General features: G+C 60.5%; 30 protein-coding genes. 19 read left to right on the top strand and 11 right to left on the bottom strand.

Translation table 11 applies throughout. The annotated features are described in order from the left end of the window. Entirely contained in the window at nucleotides 1–1,185 is a 1,185-nt protein-coding gene (locus AC13F2_RS09520; protein ID WP_103022318.1) for an acyl-CoA dehydrogenase family protein, read from the bottom strand. Between the two features lie 177 nt (nucleotides 1,186–1,362). On the opposite strand from AC13F2_RS09520, the gene AC13F2_RS09515 reads away from it, so the two are divergent. The 10 genes from AC13F2_RS09515 (at nucleotide 1,363) to AC13F2_RS09470 (ending at nucleotide 9,405) form a co-directional block, all read left to right on the top strand. Continuing rightward, on the top strand, nucleotides 1,363–2,223 hold the full coding sequence (locus AC13F2_RS09515; RefSeq protein WP_482964273.1) for an SDR family NAD(P)-dependent oxidoreductase: 861 nt from the start codon (nucleotides 1,363–1,365) through the stop codon (nucleotides 2,221–2,223). After that, nucleotides 2,223–3,698, top strand: coding sequence for an MFS transporter (locus AC13F2_RS09510; protein WP_196846912.1), 1,476 nt, complete (start codon nucleotides 2,223–2,225; stop codon nucleotides 3,696–3,698). Before AC13F2_RS09515 ends, AC13F2_RS09510 begins: the two co-directional genes overlap by 1 nt. 80 nt (nucleotides 3,699–3,778) lie before the next feature. Further along, nucleotides 3,779–5,113: an acyl-CoA dehydrogenase family protein gene (locus tag AC13F2_RS09505; protein WP_196846913.1), complete on the top strand. Its 1,335-nt coding sequence runs from the start codon at nucleotides 3,779–3,781 to the stop codon at nucleotides 5,111–5,113. Further along, nucleotides 5,113–6,201, top strand: a complete 1,089-nt coding sequence (locus AC13F2_RS09500; protein ID WP_103022314.1) for a Zn-dependent alcohol dehydrogenase — start codon at nucleotides 5,113–5,115, stop codon at nucleotides 6,199–6,201. The genes AC13F2_RS09505 and AC13F2_RS09500 overlap by 1 nt, the downstream gene beginning before the upstream one ends. Next, nucleotides 6,201–7,280, top strand: coding sequence for a phosphotransferase family protein (locus AC13F2_RS09495; RefSeq protein WP_482964274.1), 1,080 nt, complete (start codon nucleotides 6,201–6,203; stop codon nucleotides 7,278–7,280). The genes AC13F2_RS09500 and AC13F2_RS09495 overlap by 1 nt, the downstream gene beginning before the upstream one ends. A gap of 46 nt (nucleotides 7,281–7,326) precedes the next feature. Beyond that, a complete protein-coding gene (dapD, locus tag AC13F2_RS09490) occupies nucleotides 7,327–8,151 on the top strand; it encodes a 2,3,4,5-tetrahydropyridine-2,6-dicarboxylate N-succinyltransferase (protein ID WP_482964275.1) in 825 nt (274 codons plus the stop codon). Between the two features lie 80 nt (nucleotides 8,152–8,231). Beyond that, nucleotides 8,232–8,543 carry a hypothetical protein gene (locus AC13F2_RS09485; RefSeq protein ID WP_199797710.1) on the top strand — a complete coding sequence of 104 codons (312 nt, stop codon included), beginning with the start codon at nucleotides 8,232–8,234 and terminating at the stop codon, nucleotides 8,541–8,543. Nucleotides 8,544–8,562: 19 nt separating this feature from the next. Beyond that, entirely contained in the window at nucleotides 8,563–8,790 is a 228-nt protein-coding gene (locus AC13F2_RS09480; protein ID WP_103022312.1) for a hypervirulence associated TUDOR domain-containing protein, read from the top strand. Then, complete coding sequence (locus tag AC13F2_RS09475; protein ID WP_103022311.1) at nucleotides 8,790–8,981, top strand: DUF3008 family protein; 192 nt, start codon at nucleotides 8,790–8,792, stop codon at nucleotides 8,979–8,981. The genes AC13F2_RS09480 and AC13F2_RS09475 overlap by 1 nt, the downstream gene beginning before the upstream one ends. Continuing rightward, nucleotides 8,962–9,405, top strand: coding sequence for a DUF1810 domain-containing protein (locus AC13F2_RS09470; RefSeq protein ID WP_482964276.1), 444 nt, complete (start codon nucleotides 8,962–8,964; stop codon nucleotides 9,403–9,405). The genes AC13F2_RS09475 and AC13F2_RS09470 overlap by 20 nt, the downstream gene beginning before the upstream one ends. Nucleotides 9,406–9,458: 53 nt before the next feature. On the opposite strand, the gene AC13F2_RS09465 is transcribed toward AC13F2_RS09470, so the two are convergent. Next, complete coding sequence (locus tag AC13F2_RS09465; protein WP_482964277.1) at nucleotides 9,459–10,733, bottom strand: dipeptidase; 1,275 nt, start codon at nucleotides 10,731–10,733, stop codon at nucleotides 9,459–9,461. Between the two features lie 68 nt (nucleotides 10,734–10,801). On the opposite strand from AC13F2_RS09465, the gene AC13F2_RS09460 reads away from it, so the two are divergent. Continuing rightward, the gene (locus AC13F2_RS09460) at nucleotides 10,802–11,092 is read left to right on the top strand and encodes a DUF427 domain-containing protein (RefSeq protein WP_196846919.1); all 291 of its coding nucleotides are present in this window, start codon (nucleotides 10,802–10,804) and stop codon (nucleotides 11,090–11,092) included. Nucleotides 11,093–11,205: 113 nt separating this feature from the next. Next, nucleotides 11,206–11,604, top strand: a complete 399-nt coding sequence (locus AC13F2_RS09455) for a DoxX family protein (protein WP_482964278.1) — start codon at nucleotides 11,206–11,208, stop codon at nucleotides 11,602–11,604. 7 nt (nucleotides 11,605–11,611) lie between these two features. On the opposite strand, the gene AC13F2_RS09450 is transcribed toward AC13F2_RS09455, so the two are convergent. Together AC13F2_RS09450 and AC13F2_RS09445 are read right to left on the bottom strand one after the other, a co-directional pair. Next, a complete protein-coding gene (locus AC13F2_RS09450) occupies nucleotides 11,612–11,863 on the bottom strand; it encodes an SWIB/MDM2 domain-containing protein (protein WP_067463687.1) in 252 nt (83 codons plus the stop codon). Nucleotides 11,864–11,888: 25 nt separating this feature from the next. Beyond that, a complete protein-coding gene (locus AC13F2_RS09445; protein ID WP_103022306.1) occupies nucleotides 11,889–12,473 on the bottom strand; it encodes a YbhB/YbcL family Raf kinase inhibitor-like protein in 585 nt (194 codons plus the stop codon). A gap of 254 nt (nucleotides 12,474–12,727) precedes the next feature. Between AC13F2_RS09445 and AC13F2_RS09440 the strand changes: the two genes are divergently transcribed. Together AC13F2_RS09440 and AC13F2_RS09435 are read left to right on the top strand one after the other, a co-directional pair. Then, nucleotides 12,728–14,125 (top strand): S41 family peptidase, encoded by a 1,398-nt coding sequence (locus AC13F2_RS09440; protein ID WP_482964279.1) that lies wholly within the window; start codon nucleotides 12,728–12,730, stop codon nucleotides 14,123–14,125. After that, entirely contained in the window at nucleotides 14,125–14,460 is a 336-nt protein-coding gene (locus AC13F2_RS09435) for an Mpo1-like protein (RefSeq protein ID WP_103022304.1), read from the top strand. Before AC13F2_RS09440 ends, AC13F2_RS09435 begins: the two co-directional genes overlap by 1 nt. Here AC13F2_RS09435 and AC13F2_RS09430 read toward each other — a convergent pair. Together AC13F2_RS09430 and AC13F2_RS09425 are read right to left on the bottom strand one after the other, a co-directional pair. Next, nucleotides 14,457–14,891: a DUF3429 domain-containing protein gene (locus AC13F2_RS09430; protein ID WP_222828369.1), complete on the bottom strand. Its 435-nt coding sequence runs from the start codon at nucleotides 14,889–14,891 to the stop codon at nucleotides 14,457–14,459. The genes AC13F2_RS09435 and AC13F2_RS09430 overlap by 4 nt on opposite strands. A 17-nt stretch (nucleotides 14,892–14,908) precedes the next feature. Beyond that, the gene (locus tag AC13F2_RS09425) at nucleotides 14,909–15,340 is read right to left on the bottom strand and encodes a COG3650 family protein (RefSeq protein ID WP_301642160.1); all 432 of its coding nucleotides are present in this window, start codon (nucleotides 15,338–15,340) and stop codon (nucleotides 14,909–14,911) included. A 209-nt stretch (nucleotides 15,341–15,549) separates the two neighbouring features. Here AC13F2_RS09425 and AC13F2_RS09420 point away from each other — a divergent pair, with 209 nt between their 5' ends. After that, entirely contained in the window at nucleotides 15,550–16,170 is a 621-nt protein-coding gene (locus AC13F2_RS09420) for a hypothetical protein (RefSeq protein ID WP_482964280.1), read from the top strand. A gap of 47 nt (nucleotides 16,171–16,217) precedes the next feature. Here AC13F2_RS09420 and AC13F2_RS09415 read toward each other — a convergent pair whose 3' ends face one another. Further along, nucleotides 16,218–16,706, bottom strand: coding sequence for a hypothetical protein (locus AC13F2_RS09415; protein WP_482964281.1), 489 nt, complete (start codon nucleotides 16,704–16,706; stop codon nucleotides 16,218–16,220). Between the two features lie 269 nt (nucleotides 16,707–16,975). Between AC13F2_RS09415 and AC13F2_RS09410 the strand changes: the two genes are divergently transcribed. The 3 genes from AC13F2_RS09410 to AC13F2_RS09400 are packed head-to-tail and all read left to right on the top strand — an operon-like array spanning nucleotide 16,976 to nucleotide 18,290. Continuing rightward, nucleotides 16,976–17,461, top strand: coding sequence for a helix-turn-helix domain-containing protein (locus AC13F2_RS09410; protein ID WP_482964282.1), 486 nt, complete (start codon nucleotides 16,976–16,978; stop codon nucleotides 17,459–17,461). A 53-nt stretch (nucleotides 17,462–17,514) separates the two neighbouring features. After that, complete coding sequence (locus AC13F2_RS09405; RefSeq protein ID WP_221596238.1) at nucleotides 17,515–17,862, top strand: hypothetical protein; 348 nt, start codon at nucleotides 17,515–17,517, stop codon at nucleotides 17,860–17,862. A 2-nt stretch (nucleotides 17,863–17,864) separates the two neighbouring features. Further along, nucleotides 17,865–18,290 carry a hypothetical protein gene (locus AC13F2_RS09400; RefSeq protein WP_482964283.1) on the top strand — a complete coding sequence of 142 codons (426 nt, stop codon included), beginning with the start codon at nucleotides 17,865–17,867 and terminating at the stop codon, nucleotides 18,288–18,290. A 51-nt stretch (nucleotides 18,291–18,341) separates the two neighbouring features. On the opposite strand, the gene AC13F2_RS09395 is transcribed toward AC13F2_RS09400, so the two are convergent. The 4 genes from AC13F2_RS09395 to AC13F2_RS09380 all read right to left on the bottom strand — a co-directional run bounded on the left by AC13F2_RS09395 (nucleotide 18,342) and on the right by AC13F2_RS09380 (nucleotide 20,574). Beyond that, nucleotides 18,342–18,929, bottom strand: a complete 588-nt coding sequence (locus tag AC13F2_RS09395; protein ID WP_482964284.1) for a fasciclin domain-containing protein — start codon at nucleotides 18,927–18,929, stop codon at nucleotides 18,342–18,344. 184 nt (nucleotides 18,930–19,113) lie between these two features. Beyond that, the gene (locus AC13F2_RS09390) at nucleotides 19,114–19,458 is read right to left on the bottom strand and encodes an HPF/RaiA family ribosome-associated protein (protein WP_103022295.1); all 345 of its coding nucleotides are present in this window, start codon (nucleotides 19,456–19,458) and stop codon (nucleotides 19,114–19,116) included. A 183-nt stretch (nucleotides 19,459–19,641) separates the two neighbouring features. Further along, nucleotides 19,642–20,103: a hypothetical protein gene (locus tag AC13F2_RS09385; protein WP_482964285.1), complete on the bottom strand. Its 462-nt coding sequence runs from the start codon at nucleotides 20,101–20,103 to the stop codon at nucleotides 19,642–19,644. Nucleotides 20,104–20,151: 48 nt separating this feature from the next. Beyond that, a complete protein-coding gene (locus tag AC13F2_RS09380) occupies nucleotides 20,152–20,574 on the bottom strand; it encodes a YbaY family lipoprotein (protein ID WP_482964286.1) in 423 nt (140 codons plus the stop codon). Between the two features lie 110 nt (nucleotides 20,575–20,684). Between AC13F2_RS09380 and AC13F2_RS09375 the strand changes: the two genes are divergently transcribed. Then, the gene (locus AC13F2_RS09375) at nucleotides 20,685–21,131 is read left to right on the top strand and encodes a PRC-barrel domain containing protein (protein ID WP_482964287.1); all 447 of its coding nucleotides are present in this window, start codon (nucleotides 20,685–20,687) and stop codon (nucleotides 21,129–21,131) included. The last annotated feature ends 5 nt before the right edge of the window (nucleotides 21,132–21,136 follow it).

Below are 21,136 nucleotides of genomic sequence, written 5' to 3'. Positions count from 1 at the left end.
TCAGGCTCCCGGCAGGTCGAGAATACGTTTGGAAATGACGTTGAGCATGACCTCGCTCGTACCGCCTTCGATGGAATTGGCCTTGGTGCGCAGCCAGCTGCGGGCGGTCTTGCCGCCGTTGCTCTCTTCGCTTTCCCATTCCAGCGCCGCACTGCCGCCCGCTGCCATCAGCAGTTCGTGGCGGCGCTTGTTCAGCTCGGTCCCGGCATATTTCAGCATGTTGGGCTGGGCGGGATGCCCCTTCCGGGCCTTCAGTTCATCCATGAACTTCTCGCTCATCGCGGTGAAGGACAAGGCATCCACATCGAACATGGCCATTTCGGCGCGCAGCACCGGATCCAGCAGGCCCGCACGCGACGTCACGGCACCCAGCGAAGAGGCACGGTCGCCGCCGCCGGTAGCCGAAATCATCTCGCGCTCGTGGCCGAGCAGATATTTCGCCACGTCCCAGCCGCGGTTGATCTCGCCGACATAGCCGGGAATGTCCTCGCCATAACTTTTGGGGACGGTGACATCGTCCATGAAGGTTTCGCAGAACGGGCTGTTGCCGCTGATCAGCTTGATCGGCTTGGTGCTGACGCCCTCGTTCTCCATGTCGAACAGCATGAAGGTGATGCCCTGGTACTTGTTCTCCTTGTCCGTGCGGACGAGGCAGAAAATCCAGTCGGCTTCGTCGGCATAGGACGTCCAGATCTTCTGGCCGTTGACCACCCAGTGGTCGCCCTTGTCTTCACCGAACGTCTGCATCGAAACTAGGTCGGAACCGCTGCCCGGCTCGGAATAGCCTTGGCACCAGCGGATTTCGCCGCGCGCGATTTCGTTGAGGAACTTCTGCTTCTGGCCTTCGGTGCCGAAATGCAGCAGCGCCGGGCCAAGCATCCAGATGCCGAAGCTGGACAGGGGCGGGCGGGCGTTGATGCGCGCCATTTCCTGGCGCAGGATCTTGCCTTCGGGCGGGGTCAGGCCCGCACCGCCATAGGCCTTGGGCCATTCGGGCACGGTATAGCCCTTGTCGCGGCACGCCTCGAACCAGGCTTTCTGCGCGTCGCTTTTGAAGCTGGCATTGCGGCCGCCCCAATAGACATCGCCCTCGTCACGGACGGGTTCACGCATTTCGGGTGGGCAGTTGGCCTCGAGCCATTCACGCGTTTCCGCGCGGAAGGCTTCCAGATCGCTGTCGGACATGTGCCGAATCCTCTCTTCTAAAGCAGCGGTATGTTGACGCTTACGTTAGGGTGATTCGCATGGCATGTGCAAGACCACTGGCGACGGTCCGCATTGCCGTAACGTCAGCCGGAATGCGTTGACGCGGCGCAGCGCTCCCCTAAGCTTGAAACGGAGAAATTCGGGGAGAGAGTAGGCATGCGATTCTCGGGCAAGACCGTAATCGTTACTGGCGCAGCGTCGGGAATCGGCGCTGCTGCAACCGCGCTGTTCGCCAGCGAAGGTGCCATCGTTTTCGCCGCCGATATCGATATCGACGGGGGCGAGAAACTGGCCGCCGATACTCCGGGTGACGTGCGCTTTGCCCGATGCGATGTCTGCGATCCTGTTGCCATAAAGGCGCTGATGGACCGCGCAGGCGATGAAACGGGCGGTATCGACGTCGTCTTCAACAATGCCGGCGCCGGCGGCACCCGTGCCGACATCTCCGAAATGGAACCGGATGACTGGGACCGCACGATGGACCTGCTGCTGCGGTCCGTGGCCTTCGGCATCCGTTATGCCGTCCCGCATATGAAGGGGCGCAAGGGTGCCAGCATCGTCAATGTATCCAGCGTGGCGGCCGTCGGCCCGGGCTACTCCCCCACCGCCTATGCCGTGGCCAAGGCGGGCGTGTTGCATCTCACCAAATGCGCGGCGACCGACCTTGCACGACACGGCATTCGCGTAAACGCGGTCCAGCCCGGCTTCATCAACACCAATATCTTCACCGCCAGCCTGGAACTGACGGGCGAGATGAAAGCGATGGCCAAGGCCGCGATCGCGCAGATGTCCGCCAACGCCCAGCCCGTGGCGCGCGGGGGCCAGTCGATGGATATCGCCAATGCGGTCGCATTCCTCGCCAGCGAGGAAGCCAGCTTCGTAACCGGAACCTCGCTGCTGGTGGACGGCGGTCTGACAGTCGGCCCGCGCCATAGCTGGGACCCCGAAGAACCCGGCCTGCTGGCCTCTCTCGAAGCGATGGAAGCGCAGGCCAGGGAGGCACAGAAAGCGCCCTGATGCCCTTCGTCAAAGGCCCCCTCCCCCAGCGTCTGAAGCTGGCCCACGGCTTCGGGGCCGTGGCCTTCGGCGTGAAGGATTCGGGCTTCAGCTTCTTTCTGCTGCCCTTCTACAATCTCGTTCTCGGCGTGGACGCCAGCACGGTCGGGGCGGCGCTGGCGACAGCGCTGCTGATCGATGCGCTGGTCGATCCGCTTCTCGGCCATCTGTCGGACCGTACCTATACGAAATGGGGCCGCCGCTTGCCGTGGCTTTATCTCGCTCCGATCCCGCTGGCCGTTCTGTGGACCCTCCTGTGGTCGCCGCCCTTTACCGGCGCGCCGGGCTATTGGGATATCGTCGCACTGGCCGTCGGCGTGCGCCTGCTCCTGTCGGCCTGCGAAGTGCCGTCGGTCAGCTTGGTGCCCGAAATCACCGACGATTACGATGAACGCACCACGCTGTTCCGTTATCGCTTCCTGTCGGGCTGGCTTGGCGGCCTGCTGATGATGGTGCTGACCTTCACCCTGTTCCTGCCCACCCCGCAATCCCAGCTCCAGCCCGAAGGCTATGCGCTCTACGGGATGTTCGGGGCGGGCCTGATCGCGCTTTCGGTCATCGGTTCGGCGGCGGCCCAGCACCGCGTCGTGGCGCATCGCCCGCCGCATCGGCCCCCTGCCTTCTCGATCCGCAATGCTTTTTCGGAAATCTTCGATGCCTTCCGCGAAAAGGCTTTCGTCATTTTCGCGCTCGGCGGGCTGGCCGCTTACATCCTTCAGGGCATGACCTTTTCGATCACGCAATATGTGAACCTCTACGTGTGGCAGTTCAGCGATCTGGCCTTCAAGCTCTATCCCGCCGTCCTGTTCCTTTCGGTCGTGCTCATGTTCCTGATCGTCAGCCCCATCCATCGCCGCTGGGGCAAGCCGAAAGCCGCCGCCGTCTCCGCGCTGGTCGGCCTGGTATTCTACTGCGGCCCCTATTTCCTGCTGCTGGCAGGCGCATGGCCGCCTCCGGGAACGACCGCCTCCACCGTCCTGCTGTTCGCCCTGCTGATCGTCGCCAATACGTCCAGCGTCATCTCGATCATTTCGGCCACCTCCATGGTCGCTGAAATTGTCGAGGCGTTCGAAGAACGCACCGGCAAGCGGGCGGAAGGCACGTTCTATTCGGGCAACTGGCTGGTGCAGAAATGCGCTACCGGTGGCGGCATCATGCTGACCAGCCTGATCGTGCAATCGGTCGATATCGCCCCGGGCACGCCGCAGGCCGCTGTTTCGCCCGATGCCGTGCGGCAACTGGTGGTACTGTTCGTCATCGCGGCCAGCGCGCTTGCGCTCTTCGCAGCCTTCTGGCTGGGGCGCTTCCCGATCACGCGGGCCCAGCACGAAGCGCGGGTGGCGAACCGGCTGTCGCGGCGCCCGCCAACCGAAGAAAACGACCCGATCGATGATGCCGTGCGCGCCGACCCGGATGCGCATTCGATAACCCCCTGACCGGCCAAGCGGGCTTGGCTTGGCACTAACCTTATGCCAGTTTCATGGCGCAACCGAATTGAGAGAAGAGGACAGATACGATGGATTTCGAACCCACTGAGAGGCAAGCATACTGGCGCGACCGGGTGAAGAATTTCATCGACGATCACGTTCGCCCGGCCGTCTCCACCTACAAGAAACAGGATGCCGAAGGCGAACGCTGGAAAGTCATTCCCGTGGTCGAAGATCTCAAGGCCAAGGCGAAGAAGGAAGGCATCTGGAACCTCTTCATGCCGCCCCGCAACGACGGCCATCACCACGTCGAAGAAAGCTTCGAATTCGAAGGCCCGGGCCTCACCAATCTGGAATATGCCCTCTGCGCGGAAGAAATGGGCCGCATCGGCTTCGCTTCGGAAGTGTTCAACTGCTCCGCACCCGACACCGGCAATATGGAAGTCTTCCATCGCTACGGAACTCGCGCGCAGAAAGACCAGTGGCTGACGCCGCTGATGAACGGCGAAATCCGCTCGGCCTTCCTGATGACCGAACCGTTCACTGCCTCGTCCGACGCGACCAACATCGAAACCCGCATCGAACGCGACGGCGATGAATATGTCATCAACGGGCGCAAGTGGTGGTCTTCGGGCGTGGGCGATCCGCGCTGCAAGGTTGCCATCGTGATGGGCAAGACCGATTTTTCCGCCGGGCGTCACGCCGCGCAATCGATGCTCCTGATGCCGATGGATGCGCCGGGCGTGAACATCCTGCGTCACCTGCCCGTCTTCGGTTATGACGATGCCCCGCACGGCCACATGGAAGTCGAACTGAAGGACGTGCGCGTTCCGGTCGACAACATGCTGCTGGGCGAAGGCCGCGGCTTCGAAATCGCGCAGGGGCGCCTTGGGCCGGGCCGCATTCACCACTGCATGCGCACCATCGGCGTTGCCGAAGAAGCGCTCGCCAAGATGTGCAAGCGTCTCCAGGAACGCGAAGCTTTCGGCAAGCCGATCTACAAGCACTCGGTCTGGGAAGAACGCGTGGCGCGTGCCCGTATCGACATCGACATGACCCGTCTGCTCTGCCTCAAGGCCGCAGACATGATGGACAAGGTCGGTAACAAGGCGGCCAAGCAGGAAATCGCCATGATCAAGGTGCAGGCACCCAATATGGCGCTGCGCATCATCGACGATGCCATCCAGGCGCATGGCGGCGGCGGCGTGTCGGACGATTACGGTCTGGCCAATGCCTATGCCCACCAGCGCACGCTGCGCCTTGCCGATGGTCCGGACGAAGTGCACGCACGCTCGATCGCGCGGATGGAATTTGCCAAGCATCTTCCCGAAGCCGGTCCCACCGCCAATGCCCTGCGCGAAGGTGCGGCGCCCACATCGGGCAACGACAACCACAGCTCGGGCGACATGGGGGCGACACGCTGATGGCAAAGGCAGCTATTCTTGAAAAGGTCGGCGGGCTCACGATCGGCGAGGTGGAACTCGCCGATCCCGGACCGCATGAAGTCCTGATCGACACCAAGGCGTGCGGCCTGTGCCATTCCGACCTCCACTTCATCGACGGTGCCTATCCGCACCCGCTTCCCGCCATTCCGGGTCACGAAGCTGCGGGCGTGGTGCGCGCGGTCGGATCGGAAGTGAAGACGGTGAAGCCGGGCGATCACGTGGTTTCGTGCCTGTCCGTCTTCTGCGGACACTGCGAATTCTGTGTCACCGGCCGTATGGCCCTGTGTCTTGGGGCCGATACGCGCCGTTCGGCCGACCAAACACCCCGGATCATACGTTCGATTGACAAGACTCCTGTAGGGCAGATGCTCAATCTGTCCGCCTTCTGCGAACAGATGCTGATCCACGAAAATGCCTGCGTCGCCATCGATAAGGACATGCCGCTGGACCGGGCGGCCATCATTGGCTGCGCCGTAACTACCGGAGCGGGAACGATTTTTAATGCCTGCAAGGTCGTCCCGGGCGAAACCGTGGCCGTGGTCGGCTGCGGCGGCGTCGGTCTGGCGGCGATCAACGCGGCCAAGATCGCCGGCGCGGGCAAAGTCATCGCCATCGACCCCCTCGCCGAAAAACGTGAACTCGCTCAAGTACTTGGCGCCACCCACACGGTCGATGCCATGGCCGATAACGCGGTCGAGGAAGTCATGAAGATTTCCCGCGGCGGCGTGCACCACGCTATCGAAGCCGTCGGCCGCCAGGCCTCCGCCGACCTGTGCGTGAAGATCCTCCGGCGCGGCGGCACCGCCACGATCCTCGGCATGATGCCGCTGGACTGCAAGGTCGGTCTCGGCGCCATGGACCTCCTGTCGGGCAAGAAACTGCAAGGCGCAATCATGGGCATGAACCACTTCCCGGTCGATCTGCCCCGCCTCGTCGACTTCTACATGCGCGGCCTCCTCGATCTCGACACGATCATCGCCGAGCGTATCCCGCTGGAGAAGATCAACGAAGGGTTCGAAAAGATGAAGCAGGGAACCTCCGCGCGCAGCGTGGTGGTCTTCGACTGATGGCCGAAGAACAGGCGATCGATTTCGACAAGGAAATGGTCGGCACAATCGAGGTCCCCGAAGCCGACCGGATGGACCTCGACGCGCTGTCAGAGTGGTTTACGGCCAATGTCGAGGGTTTCGAAGGCCCCCTGAGCTATACCAAGTTCAAGGGCGGCCAGTCCAACCCGACCTACCGGATCGACACGCCGGCGCGCAGCTATGTGCTGCGCCGCCAGCCCTTCGGCAAGCTGCTGCCAAGCGCGCATGCCGTGGACCGGGAATACACGGTGATGCATGCCCTCGGGCCCACCGGCTTCCCCGTGCCCAAGACATACGGCCTGTGCGAAGATCCCGAGGTTATCGGTTCGAAGTTCTTCGTCATGGGTCTCGCCGACGGGCGCAGTCTCTGGAACGGCTCCCTGCCCAACAATACACCGGCCGAGCGGAAAGAAATCTACAACTCGATGATCGACACTTTTGCCGATCTCCACACAAAGGATCCTGTTGCCATCGGGCTTGGGGATTTCGGCAAGCCGACCGATTATTGCGCACGTCAGATCAGCCGCTGGTCCAAGCAATACAAGCTCTCCGAAACCGAGCACATGCCCCAGATGGAACGGCTTATCGAATGGCTGCCCGAAACCATCCCGCCGCAGCACGAGAGCAGCGTTGTGCATGGCGACTACCGGCTCGACAATATGATCTTCCGACCAGATTCCAACGAAGTACTCGCAGTGCTCGACTGGGAACTGTCCACTCTCGGCGATCCGATTGCGGATTTCAGCTATCTGATGCTGAACTGGCATAACCCTCATGATGGCCGCGCTGGACTGGAGGGTCTCGACCTCAAGGAACTCGGCATCCCGTCGCAGGACGAAGCAGTGGAGCGCTATGTAGCGCGTACCGGCTATCCCGTACCGCCGATGGACTGGTACTTTGCCTATAATCTGTTCCGCCTGGCGGGCATCATGCAGGGCATTAAGAAACGCGTGATCGATGGTACCGCGTCTTCCGCTCATGCGAAGTCGATGTCCGAACGTGTCGCGCCGCTGGTCGACAGGGCATACAAATTCGCCACGGCAGCAGGGATGGACTAGCGCAGCAACGCTGCTAACGCGTGCTCCGAATTATCCGGAGATGAAGATGAGCGCCGACCTCGAAAACCGCATCGAAGCTGCGTGGGAAGACCGCGCCAATGTCACTCCGCAATCGAGTGACGTGCGCCAAGCGGTCGGAGCGGCGCTCACCTTGCTCGACAGCGGCGAAGGTCGCGTTGCAGAACCCGATGGCAAGGGCGGGTGGACCGTCAACCAGTGGCTGAAGAAAGCTGTTCTGCTCAGCTTCCGCCTCAACGACAACCAGGTCATGGAAGGCGGGAGTGCGGGCCATCCTGCATTCGACAAGGTTCCAAGCAAGTTCGCCGGCTGGGACGATGCCCGTTTCCGCCAGGCCGGGTTCCGCGTTGTGCCCGGCGCAATTGCCCGCGAAGGTGCCTACATCGCCCCCGGCTGCGTACTGATGCCCAGTTTCGTCAATATCGGAGCCTATGTCGGCAAGGGCACGATGGTCGACACCTGGGCCAGCATCGGCAGCTGCGCGCAGATCGGCGAAAATTGCCATATATCCGCCGGTGCGGGTATTGGCGGCGTGCTGGAGCCGATGCAGGCAAATCCCACCATTATCGGCGACAATTGCTTCATCGGCGCACGGAGCGAGATCGTCGAAGGCGTGATTGTGGGTGAAGGCTGTGTCGTCGCCATGGGCGTTTTCATCACCCAGTCGACCAAGATCGTCTATCGCGACACCGGCGAGGTCATCCGCGGACATATACCCCCTTACTCGGTGGTCGTACCCGGAGCCCTGCCGGGCAAGGACGGCGGCCCGGGCCTGGCCTGCGCCGTGATCGTCAAGACGGTGGACGCCCAGACGCGAGAGAAAACCGGGATCAATGATCTGCTGCGCGACTAGCGCAAAGGAACATTCCCCGCACGGAAGCGTAAATCTCCCTGATACCTGCGGGTTCGCACATTTTGAGGGAGTAGTACCGCGTGCACAAAGAAGGCGAAGAGATCCACATCGACGAAACCGAAGCAAGCGGTGGCTCGAAAGAGGGCGTCGTACGCTGGGTACTGGCCGGAGGTTTGCTTCTGGCAGTGATCCTTCTGTCGATTACCTGGATTATTCCCGCAATGACCACGGGCGATGTCGAGGAAGAAGGCACCGTGAGCGGTCAGATTTCGTCCATGGAAGACGGTAGCAGCGATACCGACAGCATCGTGACCGATCTGGGCGATGACGAGGCGACAACGCAACAAGACCGCACCACCACCGAAGACGGACTGGAAGTCGTCGAAAACTGAGCATCTGCGGAGAGGTCGCATGAGCAATTCAAACAGTTTCAGGTCCGGCCAATATGTCGAATGGAGCTGGGGTAACGGCAAAGGCAAGGGCCAGATTTCGGAGCGGTTCGAACGGAAAGTCACCCGCACCCTGCAGGGTGCGGAAGTGACGAAGGATGGCGACGGAGACAATCCGGCTTATCTCGTCCGGCAGGATGATGGCGACGAAGTCCTGAAATTAGGATCCGAACTGGAGGCGCAGAACTGATGCCTGCACAATCGAAAGCCCAGCAACGCGCGGCCGGCGCTGCGTTGGCCGCTAAGAGAGGCGAGACAAAGGTCGGTGACCTTCAGGGCGCTTCGAAAGACATGTACGATAGCATGAGTGAAGACGAGCTCGAGGATTATGCCTCGACTAAGCTCGACGGGCTCCCCGACCATGTCGACGAAGACGACTGAACGTAGCGAGTTCGCCCATTTCCTGAACGCTCAGGACGGCGGCGCTTACGACGCGGCCCTTGCCGAACTTCACGAAGGCAAGAAGGTGGGCCACTGGATGTGGTTCATCTTTCCCCAGATTGCCGGGCTAGGCAGCAGTGCACACGCCCGGAGATTCGCGCTTGCCGACAAGGCCGAAGCGACGTCCTATTGTACCCACGACGAACTTGGCCCGCGGCTTTTTGAAGCGACGGAAGCCATGCTGGACTGGGCCGGCACCATGTCAGCGGAAGATATTCTCGGACCTGTCGATGCACTGAAGTTTCGAAGCTGCATGACGCTTTTCGAACTCGCCTGCGGAGATGAAGACGCGCAAGTCTTCTCCGAAGCGCTCGAACAGTTCTACGACGGCGAGCGCGATCCCCTTACCCTGGCAAAACTCTGACGGCATCTCCAGCGCCAGCTTATAGATTGTAGCCTGCTATCGCGTGCTGGCGTTCATTCGCTATCGTCGCGAGGTTCGCCAGCCGGGTATTCGATCGGGGGGAGGTCGGAAACGCTGGCGGCGAACGCTTCCGCTTCACGCAGAACCCGCATCATATTGCGGGATGAAATCTTCTCGAGATCATCCTGCGAATACCCACGCCCGGCGAGTTCCGCAAACAGGGCGGGGTAGCCGGTGACGTCTTCCATTCCTACGGGGCCGCTCGGCATGCCATCGTAATCGCCCCCGATGCCGATATGATCGATGCCGGCAACATCGCGAATATGATCGATGTGGTCAGCCATATCCGAAATGGTCGCGACCGGTTCGCGATTTTCCGCATCCCATTTGGCAAGCTGGGCTTCGACTGTATCTGGAAGGCCCGGATAAAGGGCTTTCAGACGGGCTTCTTCGCCTGCTCGATTGGCCGAATGAGTCCGAAGGTCTTCCTTGATGAACCACGGCAATGCAACGACCATCACGATACCGCCGTTTGCAGGCATGCGGGCAAGCACACCATCCGGAACATTGCGCAAATGCCCCGCGACGGCCCGTGCCCCTGAATGACTGAAAATGACGGGCGCCTGAGCCACATCGAGCGCATCCATCATCGATGCTTCGCTGACATGGCTCAAATCTACCAGCATCCCGATGCGGTTCATTTCGCGCACGACATCCTTGCCGAACGCGTTGAGCCCATCATGCCTGGGAGCGTCGGTGGCGCTGTCGACCCAACTCAAAGTCTTTCCGTGCGTCAGCGTCATGTAACGCGCGCCAAGATCGTACATTTGCCGCAATACGGCGAGGCTCGACCCGATCGAGTGGCCACCCTCCATCCCGATGAGCGAGGCAATACGCCCGGCCGCCATCGCCTCCTCTACCTCATCCGCGCTCAGCGCGAGCTGCATATCGTCGGGATAGCGCGCGATGAGGCGCTTCGTGACGTCGATCTGCTCGATCGTAGCCTGAACAGCTTCGGGCTCCGACAAGTTTGCACTGACATAAACGGACCACCACTGCGCCCCGACCTTCCCCTGCTTTAGGCGGATCAGGTCCGAATGCATGGCCGAATGATCTGCAGAGGCCGTATTGAGCGTATCGCGAAAATCGAAATCGTTGATCACGTTGCCAACCCGCGAACGCAGCTGGATGGGAACATCGTTATGCCCGTCCCATACCGGAGCCGCTTCGAGAGCGGCTGCAGCGATGCGCTCGGCATTGTCTTGAGCGAATGCCGGGGAGCCGCACGCGATGGCGGCAACCGCAGAAGCTAGCAGGAAACGGCGCATGGACAGGAACCCCTTGTTGTTTCGCGGACTGTCCTAGCAAACACGAACAACAAGAAAAGGCTTCGCCCATGACCGTATCTGCGCATTGGAATGGCGAACTGCTTGCCCGCAGCGACGAAACGATCGTCGTGGAGGGAAACCATTACTTCCCTGCAGACGATGTCGCGCGCGGTGTTCTGGTGCCCAGCGATACCACCAGCGAGTGCCCGTGGAAGGGTACGGCGAATTATTACTCGATCAACGCCGGCGGGCAGATCAATCCGGATGCGGCATGGTATTACCCCGAACCAAAGGAGGCAGCGGAAGAAATAAAGGGCCGCATCGCATTCTGGAAGGGCGTCGAGGTTGTCGACGGGTGAACGGAGCACGGGCTAATCCCCAAGAGGTATAGAACCGCTTTTTGGCGCCGGTATCTCTGCCTTTTCATGATTGATTGTCTGGAACCTGCAATCGCATACTGATAGCGAGGCTCATGATCAGGACCGGACTTCGTTGGCTACTGGCAGCCTTCTATGCGTTTGCAGGCGTCATCCATCTGGCCGACCCACAGCCTTTTCTGTCGATTATGCCGGGCTGGGTGCCGATGCCGCACGCAGTGGTTTTCTGGACGGGGATTGCCGAACTGCTGGGCGCGGCGGCGTTGATGCAACCGGTAAGTCTGGCTTTGCGGAGGGCCGGAGCGATCGGCCTTGCAGTTTATGCCGTTTGCGTATTCCCCGCCAATATCCATCATTTCGCTTTGGATATGGCCCGCCCCGATGGCGGATTTGGGCTCGGCTATCACATGCCGAGGATGATCGCACAGCCGATCCTGGTCTGGCTCGCGCTATGGACCGGCGGCGTAACGGACTGGCCGTTACACCGCCGATAGCCAGTCGTCAGCTCATGTGCTTCGAGACGGCGCCCGTCATCTTGAACATGGAGATCTGTTCCTTGCCGATCACCGCGCCGAGCTTGTCGTCGGGGTTGATCATGCGCTTGTCCTTGGAATCCTGAAGGTCGTTAGCCTTGATGTGATCCCACACCTTGGAGGTGACCTGCGCACGGGTCATCGGACCCTTACCCACGACATTCTCCAGTTCCGGCGATAGATTTACCGGCTTCTGCAGTGCGTTGTTCTTGCCAGCCATGACTAATCCTTTCCTAGGCTATGCTTCAATCTACGTCGCCGAGATCCTCGACGTCCAGTTCCTCGACCTCATGGCCTTCGAACCGGGCGGTGAGAACCGCAGCGGCGGTCACGTGTCCGTCCAGATTGCGGACGAGTTCCTCATGCGTTGCCCCCGGCATCAGTGTGAGCGGGAGATCAATCGCGAAAAGCTGAAAGACATACCGGTGTTCCTCGCCCAGCGGAGGATCGGGCAACAGCCATTCCGAATTACCGTGCGCGTTCTTGCCGGTGCGGGGGGGCGTTTCGCCCTCCATCAGCTTGCCCTTCTGCGGGGGAAGGCCCCAGACCGTCCAGTGGACATGACCCTTGTCGGCATCCTCTGCCACGAGAACAATTTCCTGGGCCCCTGGGGGCGGCGACGTCCACTCCAGCGGAGGAGCGACCGCGTCCTCCTCGATCGCCGTAAACGATGGGTCGAGTTCGCCGCCGTTTTGAAAAGCTGCGCTGGTCAATGCAAAGCCGCCGCGTCCAAGCACGCGCTCGTCGGCAACCTTCTCCAGTGTTAGAGTATGGCCGACGGGAACCCCGCCAACCGCATTCAGCACCCAAGGCGCTACGCCGCTCGCCATGAAATCTCCTCTTTTCCGCTATTGCGGGCATCTTTCGGCCTGCCCTTAAGGCATAGCTCGGGGGTGCAAACCATCCCATGGGGCGAAATTTGCACCGATTTTACGGGGAAATGGGCCTTGCAGGCGTTTATTCGTGCTATTGCTCCCCCTCAATTAAGCCGTCATGGTCAGAAGAAGGCCGATCGTCGGGATTTAAGGCGGATAGCAAGGGGAGCAGGATTATGGGGTTGGGTCGCACCGTTCTAAGCGCAACATTGGCAGTCTCACTGGCCGCATGCGGGGGCGGTGGTAATTCCAGTAGCGGCGGCGGCAACACCGGAACTGGCGGGACTACTGGCGGTGGCACCATTGCCGATGCCTGCTCTCTCGCAAGTCGGCAGGACTGGGCGCTTCAGCAGCTGAACGAATTTTATCTGTTCCCCACCCTGATCGATCAGACCGTTAACCGTGCAAACTATTCGACGGTCCAAAGCTATATTGATGCTCTGGTTGCGCCAGCCCGCGCCCAGCAGCGCGACCGGTTTTTCACCTACATCACGTCGATCGCGGAAGAGAATGCCCTCATCAGTAGCGGGTCGAGCGCAGGCTTCGGCATCCGGCTGTCTTACCAACAGGCATCTCAGCAGGTTTTCGTGGTGGAAGCGTTCGAGAGCGCTCCGGCACTGGCCGAAGGGATCGACCGCGGCAGCGAGATCATCGCGATCAATGGGCAAAGCGTCAGCCAGCTTATGGCCAGTGGCGGGCCGCAAGCCGTGGTGAATGCGCTGGGCCCTAGCGATCCGGGCGTAACCCGTGAACTGACCGTGCGTCAGCCCGACGGCAGCGAACTGACAGCATCGGTGACGAAAACCGAATTCTCGCTCGATCCGATTTCGGATCGATATGGTGCCAAGATCTTCGACAATGGCGGTACCAGGGTCGGCTACGTTAACTTGCGAACCTTCATTATTGAAGATGCCACTCGCCAGTTACGGGAAGCATTTCAGGTGTTCCGAGACGAGGGCGTAACCCAGATCATCCTCGATTTCCGTTATAACGGCGGGGGTCTCGTTTCGGTCGCCGAATTGCTTGGCGATCTACTGGCGTCTGACAAGGTCGGTCAGGTGTTCAGCAAAACCGTATTCCGCGATTCCCAAAGCCAGTTCGACGAAACGCGCCTGTTCAATTCCGAGCCGCAAGCAATCTCGGCGACCAAGATCGCCGTAATCGGTACCGACGGCACGGCATCAGCCAGCGAATTGGTACCGAATGCGTTTATTCCCTACCTCGGCAACAATATCGCGCTTGTCGGGTCCGATACCTTCGGCAAGCCGGTCGGCCAGATCGCGCGCGACCGTTCAGCCTGCGACGATCGCTTTCGGGTCGTCGCATTTCGCACAGTGAATGCGAACGGCGGCGGGGATTACTATGACGGCCTCGCCAGTGTGATGCCGCGGACATGCCGGGCCGAGGACGATATCTCGAGACAGTTGGGCGATCCCCGGGAAGCTTCCATCGCTACGGCGCTCGATTTCCTCGCCGGCCGCAGCTGCACGGCGATCGGTTCGGCACCCGGTTCGACCACTGCCAGAAGTGCGGCACCGGAAACGAGCCAATTGATGATGCCCGACGCGCCCAATTCCGCGCAAATCGAGATACCAGGCTTGCAGTGATGGCAGAGCGTTACACCACCTTTGCCGAGTTCTGGCCCTTTTATCTACGCGAACACTCCCGCCCCGGCACACGCGCGTTGCATTATATCGGCACCAGCTTGGTCGTGGCGGTAGCGATCGGCGCCGTGGTGACAGGAAGATGGTGGTGGTTGCTCGCTATGCCGGTAGCTGGCTATTTCTTCGCATGGATCGCGCATTTTGCTCATGAGAAGAACCGGCCCGCGACGTTCACCTACCCGTTGTGGAGCTTCAGGGCCGACTTCCAGATGTGGTGGTTGTGGCTGACGGGCAGGCTAGGCCGCGAACTTGACGCCGCTGGTGTCACCTCAAGCTAGGCCAATGCGGCTGCTAGGGTCAGTAGTCCCAAGCCGATAGATAGCGGCACCCGCAGTGCCATCCACCATGGCGGCGCGAGAGAGTTTAGCTTTGCATCGACACCGAGGCTGACAAGAAGCCCGCCGGCGAGCATGATCAGCGACGGCTCAGGCCATTCCCAACCCAGAAGCCAGGGTAGGAAACAAGCAAGTCCGACAAGAGCCGGCAAAACCGCTGCAATCCAAACCCAGCCAAGAGCCCGCCTGCGCTCAGCGGCCGGGGCCATGGCTGCTATTCCCCACCATGTTCCACCCAGAAAAGCCAGGATCAGTGCGGCATAAGCTACGCTGATGATCTGTGCCGGTTCACGGCTATAATCTGGCCCCCAATAGAGGACAGCGACACAGATGAACTGAGGCAACAAACCGGCAAGGCCGAGCCAGCGTGGCATCCGGGGAACGTTGCCCACTACGGAGCCTCGGGCCCGCTAAAGGGCTGGCTGTCCGTCCACGCGCACCCTTGCCGTTGCTCCCCACCGACAAGCAGGGTGGCAGTATAGGGAAAGATGCGGTCGCTCATGCCATCGGAGCATTCGCCGGGAGTGATCATCAGATCGAAGCTCGCTCCGTTCAGGCTGCCGCTGATGCCAAGGCCGTTATTGCCAGCAAAACGTTCAACCGGAAATTCACTTCCGTCAGGATTTTCGGGGGTGGAATATGTGGCCATGCCCGCTCCGGATGCGCCTCCCCAGAACGGCTCAGTTCCAGTATAGTGGATGACCTCACCAGCCGAGATCGCATCGAATGTGCCACCATCCTTCACGCTGTTCGACGCCCCATCGTCCGCGGTACAAGCAGCCAGCAAGATCAAAGAGCTTGCCACTAGAATCTGCAACTTCATCGCTTTTCCTGTGATAACCAATGCGTTTTTGCGCCTTCCCACTGTTTGTCTGCCTTGAAGAATGCGGCAGCCGGGAGAGAAGCCAGGTCCCCTATAAGCTCCATCACCCTTAATTCGCACATATCTTTTCCCCCCTGCGAAGGACCGGCCAATAGAACGGAACGTACCAATGGCTTGCCTTGCGGGTATGCAGATGAAACACTGCATACATGAAGTCGACGCGCCTCAATTTCGTCTGGTACGCCGCCCCCGCCGTGTTTGCCGTCGTGTGCGCGGGGGCGTTAGGCGGATCCTCCATCGGCTCAACAACTAGTCTGAAAAAGCCGACTAAAGTTCTTCCCGACATGTCGGGAAATTCTGCCATTGGGGATTACCAGCTATCTGACAGCCGAAAACTGCCCAATCACTATCCATTGGTGACACCCTCCGGGACTATTCCCGTTGCCGAATTGGCCAGGCATGGGCGCTTGCGTAATTCACGAAATGAATGGCGCGGCCCGTTCGACGAAAGCGGGGTCGATACCAAGCAGGAATGGGAACTCGACAATAACGAGATTGATCGTTTGGCGGACTGGCACCCCACAAATAATCGAGCTATTGAAGCGTTCGATCGCGCCTATCAATCCGATCGGACAAAGAACGCATTCAGCGAAAACGCAGAAACCGGGTCGAAAGAGGCGCCCGCGATCAAATCTGTTCGCGCAAAAATGCAGGTGGCCGACGCCTCAATTAAGAGCCAGCGACCTCCAGGCTCTGATAATGTGCGCAGAAGCGATGCCGAGATTGGAGAACCTCTTCCTATCTCGCCGCGCCCCGCGGTCACGCAGTAAACTGGTCTGTGTGGGCGCTCGCTTGGTAGAACAGCGACGGCGATAATTTAGGCACAGCCTTCAACATAACCCAGCTCGGGCATCACACCGACATGGATGATGGAAACCTTCCCGTCCGGGTTAATCTCGAACCGAAGTCTGGGCTCATCGCCGGGCTGGGTAAGGTATCTGCCTTCAGGACCGGTATATTTGTGAGGCTCTTCCCGGAAGCTCGGGAATTCAGCACGCACGTCCTCGATGGTCGAACCTGGACCAATACCTTCAATGAGCTTTACGCCGCTACCATCAGCGACTGAAATGCGGCGCACTTCTCCGTTGGTTCGAATGGCGTAAACCCCCGGCCATTCGGGAGATGACAGGGTTTCGCACCCATTTCCAATCTGACCGTCGCCCGCAGTAAAACTGCTGTTGGCGGGTACCGGCTGCCCAATTGTCAGGCCACCCAGCCCCTCAAGCGTCAGTGTTTTTGGCTTGGGCGCCACGGTTTTGTCAGATGCGGGACTGGCGATGGCTTCGGTAGCTGCCTCGGATTGCATCGCAGCAGAAGGGTTATCGTCCTGCGATGAGCACGCGGACAAAAGAGCCGCGGCGAGAGGAATGGCTAGATATCTCATGACGACATTAGCGCCTGTCAGGGCCGCTGGTTCCCCAACGATCGCAAATCAGAGCGAGAGTCGGCCGCGTGGCTTTTGGAATTTTACGAAATGCTTGCGCGGCTAGACCATATTATACTTATATTTCATACCCAATCGTGGGAACATTTCCGCATCCTGGAAATTCGTTCGACAATGGAGGAAAGGAATAGATGCGAGCAGCACCGCAGCATCAGGACGATCCATTAACTGGGCGCCAGAAAGAATGTATGCTGCTGCTTCAGGATGGGCTGAGCTCAAAGCAGATCGCCCGTGAACTGGGCATTTCCCCGCGTACAGTAGACCAGCACATTTCGGCTGCGCTTGAAAATTTGGGCGTTCACAGTCGTCTGGAAGCTGTTTCCCTCGTTCACGATCAAGAGCTTGTGGAAGTCTCGGAAGGCACCGAACCTCCTCAAGCACCGTCGCGCGATAAGCGCCAGCATCACCTGAGCCCGCTCCCTCGCCCTAGCGAAGTTTACCGGAGATCAGGCTATCTTCCCATTTTCCCTCCGATCGGAGGCGGGGTAAACGCAGCGTCGACCAAAGATCGTATCATATGGATAATCCGCATCGGCATCCTCAGCCTGATGCTGACCTGCCTCGCGGTTGTGTTCATTTTGGGCCTTTCCGAGATGGTCAGGCAAGTATCCGGATGATTTCATGCCCCCTGCATTCTCCAATCGTGGAGACGGCGAGAAAGGACATAACCATGCATGATATCGAACCAGCAGCGGGCCAGGTAGTCGCCAGCGATACGCAGAAATCGGTCGAGGCAGTCGATCAGGCCGTGATGTCGCTTGCACATCTATGCGCCAGCATTGTCGAGGTGAGCAAAGCGTCACGCCTTCCCATCAGTACGGCGCAGGGCGCCCTTGCAATGGCCGGAACGGGACTGACGAAAGCGATCAGCAGCCGGGAAGACCTGAGCCGCGCCACCCGAGAACTGATCAAGATCCAGAATGCGTCCAATCTGGAAACGGTGGCGTTCGGATGCCCACCGCTTCATGAAGCAAGCGCTCGCCTTTCAGACGATGTTGCCGTGGATCTGGCTGCCTGACCATGGACGTGATTTTCCTGCTTGCCTTCTGGCTGTTTCTGCTCACGGCACTGACACTCGGATGGCAGGCGGGTAATCGCCATGACCGCAGGGTAATTATTGCGATTGCGGCAGCAGCGCTAATTTCGGCTGGCGCGAGCCTGTTCTTGCAGGAGCGCATTTCCCTTCCCCTCGTCGCAGCCGTCGATGTGCTGCTTTTGGTCGTCGTGATGCGATACGCATTGTCGAGCGGCCGATACTGGCCCATCTGGTTTGCGGCGTTTCATATGACATCGGTCGTGTTCACCGTATTGGCCGTTGTGCTTCCGCCCACCCCCCATATGGTGGCCGAGCGCATCGCAGGGTTCTGGTCCCTCCCGTGCCTGATCGTGATGGTCGTGGGGCTGATCGTGGATCAGCGCCGCGGCGTGAACCCGTCACCCACATAGAAAAGGGCGACCCTAACGGATCGCCCTTCGCATTTTCAGATCAACAGTCGATTACGACGGCATCATCACAGTGTCGATCGCATGGATGACGCCATTCGACGCTTCGACATCCGTCATGGTGACGGTGGCCTTGTTGCCAGCCGCGTCGGTAAGAACGACATTGCCGCCTTCCATGGTCGCAGTCAGCTTGGCACCGTTCACGGTGGTGATTTCATAGCCGTCTTCACCGGCGCCCTCGATTGCCTGCGTCAGTTCGCTGGCAGGCGTTGCGCCTTCGACTACGTGATATGTGAGAATACCGGTCAGGTCCGACTTGCCAGCCGGGCTGAGCAGTTCGTCACGGGTTGCTTTGGGCACCTTTTCAAACGCAGCATTGGTCGGTGCGAATACCGTGTAGGGTCCGTCACCCGAGAGGGTTGCACCGAGATCCGCTGCCGTGACGGCCGAGACCAACATGGAGAAATCCGGGTTGCCCTGAGCGACTTCCACGATGGTGCCGGGTTCGGTGGTGGTGTCGTTGGCCATCTGATCCGCAGCGGCGGCATCAGTGTCCATGGCGGAATTATCGGCAGGTTCTTCGGCGCAGGCGGCGATGGCGAGCGTTGCGGCCGAGGCGAGTGCTATTGCGAGCTTATTCATATCGGGGTCCCTTTTCTATTGGTTCCGAGAACGTATTGGCCGGCGGTGCCGACCTTATCGTCGCTCCATCCAACGAGCGCCGCGGCTGAATGTGCCCAAATGCTGCCACAATGTGGCGAGCCGGTGCACCGACGCGACGAATGACATGTGGCCACTCGCACTGTCGGTGCATGGGCGCGCGCTGTTACATCACTTTTTCGGGGCGGGCTTCATGCCGGTGCTTCGCTTCCTTGCCGAACAGGCGGGTGAGGCGCTGGGCCATGGTGCTGGCCGCCTTGCGCGCAGCGGCATCCACGGAAGAGCCATGCTCGGTCACGCCGATCGGCTTGCCGCCGCGGGGACGTGCTTCGATGGTGCAGCCCTTGTCATCATTGCCATGGGTGTGATGGTGTTCGTTGTGGACGTGCACTTCGAGGCGGGTGAGGCGTTCTTCGAACCGCGTCAGTTTTTCGCGCACCTGTGCTTCGATGCGCTCGGCGACGTCGTCCGTGCCCATGACGCTGCTGTCCGAATTGAACTGGAATTGCATGGCGTTGTCTCTCCTTTTGCATGCTTGTCTATTCAACGCCCGGCAGGCGCATTCCGGTCCGCATTTTCGACGCGAATGAGCAACTTTCCGACCGGGTTCGGTGCAGCGTCGGGAGGAGACATGGACCGGGTGTTACACAGTCCAGGGAGAAAACTTTGTCGGCTTGTGCGACCAGGCGTCGGCTTACGGGTCCGCAGCGTCAGCTTGAGGCATTATCATGTCAGCTTGTTCGGCCCGCATGTCGGCTTGCGCGGCCAGCATGTCGGCATAGGCCCCGGATATGTCAGCTTGCGAGGGGGCTGCGCGCAGATAGTCGAGCGCGGCAAGGCCCGGCCCTTCCCAGCACGAGCGGGCCGCGTGCAGACGCTGCCTGCTGGCAGCCGCGCGGGCCCGCAACCCCATGCGCCGGGCGCCTTCGAACGCTTCGCGGAATTTCGGCCCGTCGAGCCGGGCGCGCAGCGCATAGGCCGACTGCCGGCTCATCCCCACGGCCTGCGCCGCCTCCGCCACGCGCCCGCATTGTTCGAGCGCGAGAAGGAAGACCTTCACCTTGGGCACGGTCCAGCGATAATCGGCATTGCACTGCCGCCCCCGCCTGTTCGGGCGGGCGGGAGAGGAAGGTGGCGCGTCGGTTTCATCGGTCATCCTGCAGGATGAGCCACAAAACCGGGTGTGTAGGAAAATGTTTTCGTATCAGCCGGGCGTGCGCACAAGCATCAGGCTGCCGAGATCCACGCGGTCGCTGCCCGCCGTCGGCGCGACGGGGGTATTGGTATCGGTGATCCAGAGGAGCTGGCCCGAGCCATCTTCGATCCGCACGCGAGCGGTCGTGCGCACGGCACCCTGCAAGGCATCGCGCGGCACCTCCACACTGAAGGGCAACGGCACCTGACGCCCGTTGGTGGGCATGATTTCTTCGGCCAGAACCGTGGCGGGCGCATCGGCGCGCGAGACATCTTCGATCCGCACGGACATCACCGACTGCGGCGGCAGGGCGATGCGTTCGCGATAGGTCGCTTCGCCCGAAACCGTCACCACATCGGCGCTGGAGGGTACGGTGGCACAGGCCGCCAGAGGGATGGCGAGTGCGGCGGCGAGGGGTGCAAGGATCTTCATTTCCAGCAAACGCCGGTATGCGCGCCTGCGTTCCCGGCACCACGCCGTCCGGGCGGAACGCGGGGACGCGACGAGCATTGGACACATGACAAAAGTGAAAGGAACCGTTCATGAAACTGCCCAAGCCAATCCTTTTGAGCATCGTCGGCGCCACTGCCCTGACGGCCGCCTGCGGTGAAACGCCGGCCGAACAGCAAGCCGACACCATGGACGACCAGATTGAAATGGAAGCCGACCGCAGCGCGGTAGCCGCCGGTACGGACGAGGCCGCACTTGGCATGACCGAAGCGCAATTGCTGGATGCCGATCTGGTAACTGCCGACGGTACCGATCTGGGCGATGTCGCGCTGGTTCGCCGCGACGACAATGGCACCGTGACCGGGCTGGTGATCGAACTGGAAGACACCGATCCCGACCGCTGGGTCGAAATTCCGATGGATGGCCTGACCCTGCGCGGCAATGCCACCGACGGCGATGTCCAGACATCCATGAGTGCCGCCGATCTGGCGGCCCTGCCCGACGCCGACATGAGCGCTGTCAACAACACGACGATGTAAGCGCA

The sequence above is a fragment of the Qipengyuania sp. L-5Y genome (genome assembly GCF_056859455.1).
Note: the sequence above shows the minus strand (reverse complement) of the source record. Positions and strands in the feature narration are given on the sequence as shown.